This is a genomic window from Lapillicoccus sp. (assembly GCF_046595215.1).
In the GTDB taxonomy this organism is placed as follows: Bacteria; Actinomycetota; Actinomycetes; order Actinomycetales; family Dermatophilaceae; genus Lapillicoccus.
Genome location: NZ_JBKJPP010000068.1, coordinates 1 through 10587, shown reverse-complemented (window position 1 = coordinate 10587; position 10587 = coordinate 1). Strand labels below are relative to the sequence as shown.

The following is a 10587-nucleotide window of genomic DNA, read 5'->3' as shown; positions in this document are numbered from 1 at the left end:
CTGCTGACCAAGACCGTTCGGGAGCGCGCGGGGGCCCTCGCAGGGCAGCTGCCAGGAGTCGCCGACATGCTGTTGAAAGTGGCCGAGGGCATCGCCGTCGAGGGCATGGAGTCCCTTGCGCCGGCGCTGGTCGACGGCATGGAGAGCCTGCTCGACGTCTTGCCGCAGGGAACCCACGTCGTCCTGACCGACCCCGAGCGGGTCCGCAAGCGGGCATACGACCTGGTGGCCACCAGCGCTGAGTTCCTTGACGCGAGCTGGTCCAACGCGGCCGCCGGAAACGCCGTTCCCATTGACCTGCACGCGATCCTGGGCACGGCGTCGTACTGGTCGCTGGGTGACGTCCGTGACCACGCGATCGAGACGGGCCGGCCGTGGTGGTCGCTGACCAGCTTTGGCAGCGACGAGGACCTGGATGACCTTGGCGGCCTGGCCCCGGGCGCGGTTCAACGTCTCACCATCGCGCCGACCGACATCGAGGCCTATCGCGGGGATACCGAGCGCGCGGTCGCGGACCTGCGGCGCTGGGCTGGCGAAGGCTGGCACACCGTGGTCGTGACCGACGGGCTGGGTCTGGCCAAGCGGGTCAGCGAGGTCCTGTCCGAGCACGACATCCCCAACCGCCTCTCGACCGGTGCAGTCAAGCTTGACGAGCTTCCTGCCGGCCTCATCCAGGTGACCACCGGAGCGCTGGTGCGCGGGTTTGTCGCTCCCGACGCCCGGCTGGTCGTCGTCACCGAGTCCGACCTGACCGGTGCCAGCAGTGCGGGCACCTCCACCAAGGACATGCGCCGGCTGCCGTCACGGCGACGCAACCAGGTCGACCCGCTGGAGCTGCGTCCGGGCGACTACGTCGTCCACGAGCAGCACGGCGTCGGCAAGTTCTCCGAGATGGTGCAGCGCACGGTCGGCGGAGCGGCCCGCGAATACCTGCTGCTGGAGTACGGCTCCAGCAAGAAATCGAGTAACAGTCAGCCGGACCTTCTATTCGTCCCCACCGACCAGCTCGACCAGATCACCCGTTACGTCGGCGGTGAGGCTCCGACCCTGAACAAGCTGGGTGGCGCGGACTGGGCCAAGACCAAGGGCCGCGCGAAGAAGCACGTGAAGCAGATCGCAGGCGAGCTGATCCGGCTGTACAGCGCCAGGATGGCGACCAAGGGTCACGCCTTCGGGCCGGACACCCCCTGGCAGCGTGAGCTCGAAGATGCCTTCGTCTACGTCGAGACGCCCGACCAGCTGATCAGCATCGATGAGGTCAAAGCTGACATGGAGCGCGAGGTCCCCATGGACCGGCTTATCTGCGGCGATGTCGGCTACGGCAAGACCGAGATCGCGGTGCGGGCGGCGTTCAAGGCCATCCAGGACGGCAAGCAGGCGGCCGTCCTCGTGCCGACGACGCTGCTCGTGACCCAGCACTTCAACACCTTCTCCGAGCGCTATGCCCAGTTCCCCGTCGTGGTGAAGTCGCTGAGCCGCTTCCAGAGCGACGTCGAGGCCAAGGACGTGCTTGCCGGCCTCGCCTCCGGCAGCGTCGACCTCGTCATCGGCACCCACCGCCTGCTGGGCAAGGACGTGAAGTTCAAGGACCTCGGACTGGTCGTCGTGGACGAGGAGCAGCGCTTCGGCGTCGAGCACAAGGAACAGCTGAAGACGATGCGCACGGCGGTCGACGTCCTCGCCATGTCCGCCACCCCGATCCCGCGCACCCTCGAGATGGCTGTCACCGGGATCCGTGAGATGTCCACTCTCGCAACGCCTCCGGAGGAACGCCACCCCATCCTGACGTTTGTCGGCGGCTATGAGGAGAAGCAGATCACCGCCGCGATCCGGCGCGAGCTGCTCCGCGAAGGCCAGGTCTTCTTCGTCCACAACAAGGTCAGCTCGATCGAGCGCGCCGCCGCGCGACTGCGCGAGCTCGTCCCCGAGGCGCGGATCGCGACCGCGCACGGGCAGATGGGCGAGCACAAGCTCGAGCAGGTCGTCCTCGACTTCTGGGAGAAGCGCTTCGACGTGATCGTCTGCACGACGATCGTCGAGACCGGCCTCGACATCTCCAACGCCAACACCCTCATCGTCGAGCGCGCCGACGTCTTCGGACTGAGTCAGCTCCACCAGCTGCGCGGCCGGGTCGGTCGCGGGCGGGAGCGGGCCTACGCCTACTTCCTCTACCCGCCCGAGAAGCCCCTCACCGAGACCGCCCACGACCGGCTCATGACGATCGCCAGTCACACCGACCTCGGCGCCGGCATGCAGGTCGCCATGAAGGACCTCGAGATCCGCGGTGCGGGCAACCTCCTCGGCGGCGAGCAGTCCGGCCACATCGCCGGGGTCGGCTTCGACCTCTACGTCCGTCTCGTGGGCGAGGCCGTCGCCGACTTCCGGGGCGAGAGCGACACCGCCCCGGCCGAGATCAAGATCGAGCTCCCCGTCGACGCCCACCTGCCGCACGACTACGTGCCCGGCGAGCGGCTGCGGCTCGAGGCCTACAAGAAGCTCGCCGCCGTCGTCGACGAGGCCGCCGTCACCGAGATCGAGGAGGAGCTGCGCGACCGCTACGGCGCCCCGCCGGAGCCGGCGCTCAACCTGATCGAGGTGGCCCGGCTGCGCACGGTCGCGCGGGCGGCGGGCATCGGCGACATCGCGCTGCAGGGCAACACGGTGCGCTTCGGGCCGGTCGAGCTACGTGACAGCCAGCAGATGCGCCTCCAGCGGCTCTATCCCGGGACCATCGTCAAGGAGGCCCTCCACACCATCCTCGTGCCGAAGCCGATGACGGCACGGGTCGGGGGCCAGCCGTTGCGCGACCAGGCCGTGCTGCGGTGGGCCACCGACCTGGTCAGGGCCGTCCTGCTCGACCAGCTCGCGGACGCCGCCCGGGTCGGGACGAGCGCAGGCCGCTGACCGGAGCAGGGCAGTGGCGGCCCGTCAGGCACAATGGGCGCGACAGTGACATGACCGGCCTGCCTCGGCAGCGCCCGACAGCAGACCCCAGCAGCCCGAAAGGACCCCGTCGATGATGCGACGTCCCTCGATGACCCGGCGCGGCCTCGGCCTGTCCGCCGCCCTCATCGTCGCCTCGCTGAGCCTCGGCGGCTGCGAGGTCGTGCAGCGCTCGCGCACGGCGGCGTTCGTCAACGGTCAGGCGATCTCGGTCGAGGACGTCGCCGAGACAACCCGGCAGTACAACCAGTTCCTCGTCACCGACCCCTCCCAGCAGCTGACGGAGGCCAGGGCCGCCGGCACGCTCGTGCTGGCCGGGTTCGTCGTCGCGCACGTCGAGAAGGCCGGCACCTGGAAGCCCGACGCCCGCTACGTCAGCGACCTCGCCAAGGTCCCCGACGCGAGCGAGCACACCAAGGAGCTGCTGAAGTTCGTCTCCATCAGCAACGCCAAGGCTCTCACGCCGCAGGACGTCACCTCGATCATCGCCACGATGAGCGCGGCGAAGATCGAGATGGACCCGCGCTACGGCACCTTCAGCCCCACGGACGGCGGCTTCGTCCAGCAGCAGCCCAACTGGGTCGTCCCGACGCCCACCGCGACGGCCCCGGCCCAGCCCGGTCAGTGATCCGATGCCCGGCCGGCTGACCCTCCTGCTCTCCAGCCCGCGGGTCGCCGCCGGGGTCCTGACCCGCGACGGCTGGGGGGCCCTCGAGGTCGCCGACCTCGTGGCCGGGCGCGACGACGACCCGCAGGTCCACGGCATACGCGAGGCCGGTATGCCGGTGACGCACCTCCCGCAGGAGGGCCCACCCGAGCTGGCCCGCGCCCTCGTCGACCGGGCGTGCGCGGACTCCGCCAACCAGGTCGTGTGGATCGGGTCGGCCGACGGTGACCCGGGGCTGACCGACGCCCTCGCCTCGGAGGTCTCCCGGCTGGCGAACCCGCCCGAGATCGAGGTCGTCCTCGGCTCGCATGACGTCCAGGGAGCCCGGCTGCTCGACCTCGTCGCGGTGATGGACCGGCTCCGCTCACCCGGTGGGTGCCCCTGGGACGCCGCCCAGACCCACGAGTCGCTGGTGCCCTACCTCATCGAGGAGGCTCACGAGGCGGCCGAGGCGCTCGAGTCCGGCGACCGCCAGCACATGGTCGAGGAGCTGGGCGACGTCCTCCTGCAGGTGGCCTTCCACGCCCGGGTCGGCGAGGACGACGGCGACGACCCCTTCGACATCGACGACGTCGCGGGCGGAATCGTCGCCAAGCTCGTCCGCCGCCACCCCCACGTCTTCGCCGACGACGGCGCTGCGTCGCCGGAGGCCGTCGAGGTCAGCTGGGAGGCGATCAAGGCGCGGGAGCGGGCCGGGAAGCGCCAGCCGGCCGACGACGGCGGTCTGCTGCACGGCATACCGGTGGCCATGCCGCCGCTCGCCCGGGCCACCAAGGTGGTCGCCCGGCTCCAGCGGTCCGGCCGGGAGGACCTCCTCGACGCGGCGACCGCGTCGGCCGGGGCGGGGGATCCGGGTGCCCGGCTGCTCGCCCTCGTCGTCGAGCTGAAGCGGGCCGGCGTGGACCCGGACGCGGCCCTGCGGTCCTCGCTGCGGGCGCTGACCGAGCGGGTCGGTCCCTCAACGGCCTCGGCCGAGCCGATAGGCTGAGCGGGCACTGCGGCACCCGCGTGCCACCCGTCCTCCCACCCGTCTTCCCACCCAGCAGGAGAGCACTGTGGCCAGCATCGAGGCAGTAGGCGCGCGCGAGATCCTCGACTCCCGCGGCAACCCCACCGTCGAGGTGGAGGTGGCCCTCGACGACGGCACCATCGCCCGCGCGGCCGTCCCGTCGGGGGCCTCGACCGGGGCCTTCGAGGCCTCCGAACGACGCGACGGCGACGCCGCGCGCTACGGCGGCAAGGGGGTCGAGGGCGCGGTCGACGCCGTGCTCGACGACATCCACCCGCGGCTGGTCGGCTTCGACGCCAGCGAGCAACGGCTCATCGACGCCGAGATGATCGCCCTCGACGGGTCCACGAACAAGGAGAACCTCGGCGCCAACGCGATCCTGGGGGTCTCGCTCGCCGTGGCCCGCGCCGCCGCCGACTCCGCCGGCCTGCCGCTGTTCCGCTACGTCGGGGGGCCGAACGCCCACATCCTGCCGGTGCCGATGATGAACATCCTCAACGGCGGGTCGCACGCCGACTCCAACGTCGACGTCCAGGAGTTCATGATCGCCCCGATCGGGGCCGCCTCGTTCCGTGAGGCGCTGCGCTGGGGCGCCGAGGTCTACCACGCGCTCAAGGGCGTGCTCAAGGAGCGCGGGCTCGCGACCGGGCTCGGTGACGAGGGTGGGTTCGCGCCCAACCTCGAGTCCAACCGGGCCGCCCTCGACCTGATCCTCGAGGCGATCGACAAGGCCGGCTACGTCGCGGGCACCGACATCGCGCTCGCGCTCGACGTCGCCGCGTCGGAGTTCTTCGAGGGCGGCTCCTACGCGTTCGAGGGTGGGGCGAAGACCGCGGCCGAGATGATCGACTACTACGAGCAGCTCGTCGACGACTACCCGCTCGTGTCCATCGAGGACCCGCTCGACGAGGAGGACTGGGACGGCTGGAAGACGCTCACCGAGCGGCTCGGCAGCCGGGTCCAGATCGTCGGTGACGACCTCTTCGTCACCAACCCCGAGCGCCTCCAGCGCGGCATCTCCACGGGCACGGCCAACTCGCTCCTCGTCAAGGTCAACCAGATCGGCTCGCTGACCGAGACGCTCGACGCCGTCGACCTGGCGCACCGCAACGGCTACACCTGCATGATGAGCCACCGCTCCGGCGAGACCGAGGACACGACGATCGCCGACCTCGCCGTCGCGACGAACTGCGGCCAGATCAAGACCGGGGCCCCGGCCCGCTCCGAGCGCGTCGCGAAGTACAACCAGCTCCTGCGCATCGAGGAGGAGCTCGACGCGGCGGCGGCGTATGCCGGGGCCGGCGCCTTCCCGAGGTTCGCCACCAAGGACGAGGGCCGGGGTGCGGCGACCGAGACCGAGTCCGGGGCGGGGGCCGACCCGGGCTCCGGGGGCGCGACGAGTTCCGAGGGGACGACGAGTCCCGGGGGCGCGACGAGTTCCGGGACGGTCAGTGCTGTGTCGTCCGGGGGCGACGACGCGCCGGACGACGGGTCGGTCGAGCCCAGGACGCCGTCGACGCTGCAGACTGAGGCTGCGCGGGACGACGCCGACGCGCAGGACTGAACGGGGACGACGACATGAGTGGGCAGGGCAGGCCGCCGCACGAGCCGGAGGCCACCACGCTGGCCGGGGCTCGCGCGGGCGCCAAGGCTGTTGCGACGCGGGGCGCCGGGACCGCTGGGCCGGGTGCCGTGAAGGCTGCTGCGCCGCGTGCTGCCAGGACCGCCACGCCGCGTGCCGCGAAGTCCGCCGCCTCGAGGCCGGCAGCCCGTCCCAGCGCGCGGGGGACGGGACGCTCGAGCGGCTCCCGGCCTGTGGCGCCTCGGGTCGGCTCCTCCCGCCCCGGCTCGTCGGCGCGGTCGCGGACCGTTGCCCCCGAGCAGCGCAGCTCCAACGCCTGGGTGCGTGGGGCCGTCCTCGCGTCGATCCTCGTCATGCTGGCCGTCACTCTGCTCCCGACCGCGCGGTCCCTGATCCGTCAGCGCGGCGAGATCGCGGCCCTGCAGGACAAGGTCGTGCAGCAGGACCAGAACGTCGGTGTCCTGAGGACGGAGGAGGCGCGGTGGAAGGACCCCGCCTACGTCGAGCAGCAGGCCCGTGAGCGACTGAAGTTCGTCAAGGTCGGCGATCGCTCCTACACCGTTATCGACGGGACCAAGCAGGCCGGGGCGGTCCCACCGGCAGCCGTCGTCGCGGCGCCGGCCGCAGACAGCAACTCCCCTTGGTATGGCAGGCTCTGGCAGTCGGTGCAGCTCGCGGACCAGCCGGCCGCTGGCCTGGCCCCCGTCCCGGCGAAGTGATCAGCGGGCGGTGCATGAGCACCGAGCAGTGGATGAGCACTGAGGAGTCCACGAGCACCGAGGAGTCCAAGGGCAGGGCGGAGTTCGTCACGGCCGAGCAGCCGGCCGCCGCCGCCGGCCCGCCGGCCCGCCGCATACGGGCAGCGGTGTCGCAGGCCGATCTCGATGCGGCGTCGCGCCAGCGGGGGCGCGAGGTGCGCGGGGTCGTCGAGGTGGCCCACCGGTGTCCCTGCGGAGAGCCGGACGTGCTGCGCACGGAGCCCCGGTTGCCCGACGGCACACCGTTCCCGACGACCTACTACGCCACGTGCCCGCGGCTGACGGGCGTGGTCAGCACGCTCGAGACCCAGGGCGTCATGAAGCAGATGCAGGCGCGGCTCGGGGAGGAGCCAGACCTGGCCGCCGGATATCACGCCGCCCACGAGGACTACCTGCGGCGTCGCGCCGAGCTCGGCGAGGTGCCCGAAATCGAGGGGATCTCCGCCGGGGGGATGCCGGACCGCGTCAAGTGCCTCCACGTCCTCGTCGCCCACTCGCTTGCAGTCGGGCAGGGGGTCAACCCTCTCGGCGACGAGGCGCTCGCGATGCTCGGCGACTGGTGGGTCCCGACGAGCTGTGCGGCGCTGAGTGCCGGTCTCGGGCGCTTGGATGACTGAGCCGAGATGACTGGGCCAGGGTCCGCCCCATCCGTGCGCGTCGGGGCAATCGACTGTGGCACCAACTCCATCCGGCTGCTCGTCGCCGACATCTCGCCGTCAGGAGTGCTCAGCGACGCGCTGCGCCGGATGGAGGTCGTGCGTCTCGGCTACGGGGTCGACCGCACCGGACGCATCGACCCCGTGGCGATGGAACGGACCCTCGTGATGGCCCGCGAGTATGCCGGGCAGTGCGTCGAGCTCGGTGTGTCCGCGGTGCGGTTCGTCGCGACCTCGGCGTCCCGGGACGCCTCCAACGCGGGCGAGTTCGTGGCTGGTGTCGCGGAGGCCTTCGCGGCGTTCGGCGTGCTGCCAGAGGTCGTTTCGGGGGACGAGGAGGCGGGGCTGTCGTTCCGCGGAGCGACGGGCGACGTCGCCGGGGCGGGGGTGGCCGGCCCTTATCTCGTCGTCGACCTCGGCGGCGGGTCGACCGAGTTCGTCCGGGGGAGTAGGTCGGTCGAGGCGGCCAGGTCGGTCGACATCGGCTGCGTGCGGATGACGGAACGCCACCTGGTGTCCGACCCACCGACCGTCGACGAGGTGGCGGCGGCGACCCGCGACATCGACGCGGCGATCGACCTCGCGGTCGAGACGGTGGGGTTCTGCGACGTCAGGGCGCTCGTCGGGCTGGCCGGCAGCGTCACGACGGTGACGGCCCACGCGATCGGGCTCACGGCATACGATCCTTCGCGGATCCATCTCGCGGGGACCCCGGCGAGGCGGATGCGGGCCGCCGCGCGGGAGCTGCTGGCGATGACGCGGGCCGAACGGGCGGGGTTGGGCTTCATGCACCCGGGGCGCGTGGACGTCATCGGCGCCGGCGGGCTGGTGTGGGACCGGGTCATCGACCGGGTGCAGCGCGAGACCGGTCTGGGCGACGAGCTGGTGGTCGTGACGAGTGAGCACGACATCCTCGACGGCATCGCGCTTGGTGTCGCCGACGACCTGTCCCAGGCGCTGTCCCACCGGCTGTCTCAGGGTGACCGGGGGTGAGCCACGTCAGTCCTCGGGCTGGCCCGGGGCCTTACGGGGCTGGTCTCAGCTGAGGATCCCGTGCCGGGCGTTCCACTTCTGGGCGCCCTGATAGGCGTCGACCAGACCCCAGACCCAGAAGGCGATGAGACCGGGAATGCCGATGAGGACGAAGCTGAGCACCCAGCACACGGCATAGCCGATGAGGATCCCGACCCCTTTGCCCACCTCTCCGTTGAGCATGGAGCCGAGGCCGGGGATGAAGAACGAGGCGAGCAGGGCGAGGGCGGGGTTCTTGGGCGCGACCTGGATGGCCGGCACCATGCCGTACTGCCCTTGGACGAGGCCCACCGGTCGTGAGGGCAGCGGCCGCTGGCCGGGGCCGGTCCAGTCCTGTGGCTGCTGGATCGGCGCCACGTGTCCCGTCCAGGAGCGACCGTCCCAGTAGCGCTGCCCTCCGCCGTGGGGGTACCACCCGGGCAGAGGTGTCGGCTGGTCACTCATGGGTAGCCCCTGTCCCTCGGCGTGGCGCTGTGGATACAGCGTACGGGATCCGGATCGGACACGTTTCGGCTTGCGTGAACCTCTCACTTTCAAGGGGTTCGAGTTGGTCCTGTGGATGGTGGGGTGTGGTGAATACCCCTTGTGGACACCGTGGTTGGGGGTTTGGTGGTGTCGGGTGGGGGTGTCGGTGGTGGTGTCTGGGTTGGGGTGATGGGACAGGTCCAGCAGCTGAGCGAACGCCGCGAGGTGATCGACGCGGCGACGGCGGCGTTGGGGGGGATCGGTGAGGTGGTGTGGCAGGCAGGCGGGCGGGCGGTTCGATGTTGGGGCCGCTCTTTCGGCAGTGGGATGACGTGTCCCGGGCGGTCGAGGCGGCCCGGGTGGCGGTGCTGTCCGAGGCCATCGGGCGGGGGGAGACCACGTCGACGTTGGCCCGGGCGCATGCGGGGTGGATCATCGAGTGGGCGCCGTCGTGGCGGGTGGGTCGGGCGGGGGCGTTGCTGGCGGTGACGTTGGCCTCGCGGCAGGGACCAGGAGCGGGTCACGGCGTTGGTGTCGCTGTCCCGGGCGATGGGCGGCGGGGACGGGCTCTTCGACGACGCCCTGCGTCTGGACACCGAGGGCAAGGCGGCGTTGGGGCCGCTGTCGGCGCCGCGTCCGGGCGAGGGGGTGCCGGACCTGCGCCCGGCTTCGCAGCGGCGGGGGGAGGCGTTGGTGGAGTTGGTCCGCCGCGCGGTCGGCGCACCGCAGGGGGCGCCGACGGCCAACAAGTCCACCCTGTTCGTGACGGTCAGCTGGGAGGATCTGGTGGCGCAGTTGCGGGCGGGTGCGGTCGTCGGGTCCAAGTGACGGCGGGACGCTGCTGGCGCCCGGGACGTTGCTGGCGCCCGGGACGGTGCGCCGGCTGGCCTGCGACGCGGGATCATCCCGGTGGTGCTGGGCACCCACGGGCAGGTCCTGGACCTGGGTCAGGAGTGGCGGTGGTCCACCCCGCGCAGACCAGGGTGTTGTGGCTGCGCGACGGGGCGTGCACGATCCCCGGGTGCGCGATGCCCGCGCAGTGGTGGGCACGCGCATCACCTGTGGCACGTCGCCGACGGCGGGCCGACCGACCTGGCGTAGGCGGCGTTGGTGTGTGGCTATCACCACCGTTGGGTCCACATCCACCGCTTGTCCGGGCGGGTCGTGAACGGGCAGGTCAGGTGGGACCTGGCTGAAGGGTCCTACGACAGCTACCTGCGCGAGGTCCGAACCGATGACACCGTCGCCCCCGATGACACCGAAGCAACCGACACCCCCGACCCGCCGCCGTGACCATGACCGCGCCCCGGACCCCACCGACGGCGGGGCCCCAACCATGTCCGACGGCAGTGGCTTCAGGGGCCATCGGGGCAGCCGCGGTGGGTTCAGTCGCCGGCGGTGAGCCCTCGTTCGATCGCCGCGATGATCTGCGGGCGCAGCTCCTGCGCCGTGATGACGGCATCGACCGAGCCGAC

At 71.5% G+C, this 10587-nt stretch carries 8 protein-coding genes and 1 pseudogene; 8 read left to right on the top strand and 1 reads right to left on the bottom strand.

What is annotated here, in order from left to right; translation table 11 throughout:
* The 7 genes and pseudogenes from mfd to ACLL9L_RS05535 all read left to right on the top strand — a co-directional run.
* The coding region (gene mfd / locus ACLL9L_RS05565; protein ID WP_411283647.1) for a transcription-repair coupling factor at positions 1-2904 on the top strand (2904 nt) is incomplete at its 5' end.
* A 112-nt stretch (positions 2905-3016) separates the two neighbouring features.
* Positions 3017-3571 (top strand): hypothetical protein, encoded by a 555-nt coding sequence (locus tag ACLL9L_RS05560; protein WP_411283646.1) that lies wholly within the window; start codon positions 3017-3019, stop codon positions 3569-3571.
* Positions 3572-3575: 4 nt separating this feature from the next.
* Positions 3576-4598, top strand: coding sequence for a MazG family protein (locus ACLL9L_RS05555; protein ID WP_411283645.1), 1023 nt, complete (start codon positions 3576-3578; stop codon positions 4596-4598).
* A gap of 67 nt (positions 4599-4665) precedes the next feature.
* A pseudogene (eno, locus tag ACLL9L_RS05550) lies at positions 4666-5937 on the top strand (phosphopyruvate hydratase); the annotation flags it as partial.
* Positions 5938-6197: 260 nt separating this feature from the next.
* Positions 6198-6920, top strand: a complete 723-nt coding sequence (locus ACLL9L_RS05545; RefSeq protein ID WP_411283644.1) for an FtsB family cell division protein — start codon at positions 6198-6200, stop codon at positions 6918-6920.
* Between the two features lie 14 nt (positions 6921-6934).
* The gene (locus tag ACLL9L_RS05540; RefSeq protein ID WP_411283643.1) at positions 6935-7576 is read left to right on the top strand and encodes a DUF501 domain-containing protein; all 642 of its coding nucleotides are present in this window, start codon (positions 6935-6937) and stop codon (positions 7574-7576) included.
* Positions 7577-7582: 6 nt separating this feature from the next.
* Positions 7583-8608: an exopolyphosphatase gene (locus tag ACLL9L_RS05535; protein WP_411283642.1), complete on the top strand. Its 1026-nt coding sequence runs from the start codon at positions 7583-7585 to the stop codon at positions 8606-8608.
* A 45-nt stretch (positions 8609-8653) separates the two neighbouring features.
* On the opposite strand, the gene ACLL9L_RS05530 is transcribed toward ACLL9L_RS05535, so the two are convergent.
* The gene (locus tag ACLL9L_RS05530; protein ID WP_411283641.1) at positions 8654-9091 is read right to left on the bottom strand and encodes a DUF2510 domain-containing protein; all 438 of its coding nucleotides are present in this window, start codon (positions 9089-9091) and stop codon (positions 8654-8656) included.
* A 552-nt stretch (positions 9092-9643) separates the two neighbouring features.
* Here ACLL9L_RS05530 and ACLL9L_RS05525 point away from each other — a divergent pair.
* Positions 9644-9940 carry a DUF222 domain-containing protein gene (locus ACLL9L_RS05525; RefSeq protein ID WP_411283648.1) on the top strand — a complete coding sequence of 99 codons (297 nt, stop codon included), beginning with the start codon at positions 9644-9646 and terminating at the stop codon, positions 9938-9940.
* Positions 9941-10587 lie beyond the last annotated feature (647 nt).

What these genes read in the sequence shown, in the direction of transcription:
- ACLL9L_RS05530 (WP_411283641.1), bottom strand. Translation starts at nt 9,091, where the DNA reads ATGAGTGACCAGCCGACACCTCTGCCCGGGTGGTACCCCCACGGCGGA.
- ACLL9L_RS05535 (WP_411283642.1), top strand. Translation starts at nt 7,583, where the DNA reads ATGACTGGGCCAGGGTCCGCCCCATCCGTGCGCGTCGGGGCAATCGAC.
- ACLL9L_RS05545 (WP_411283644.1), top strand. Translation starts at nt 6,198, where the DNA reads ATGAGTGGGCAGGGCAGGCCGCCGCACGAGCCGGAGGCCACCACGCTG.
- ACLL9L_RS05555 (WP_411283645.1), top strand. Translation starts at nt 3,576, where the DNA reads ATGCCCGGCCGGCTGACCCTCCTGCTCTCCAGCCCGCGGGTCGCCGCC.
- ACLL9L_RS05560 (WP_411283646.1), top strand. Translation starts at nt 3,017, where the DNA reads ATGATGCGACGTCCCTCGATGACCCGGCGCGGCCTCGGCCTGTCCGCC.
- ACLL9L_RS05540 (WP_411283643.1), top strand. Translation starts at nt 6,935, where the DNA reads ATGAGCACCGAGCAGTGGATGAGCACTGAGGAGTCCACGAGCACCGAG.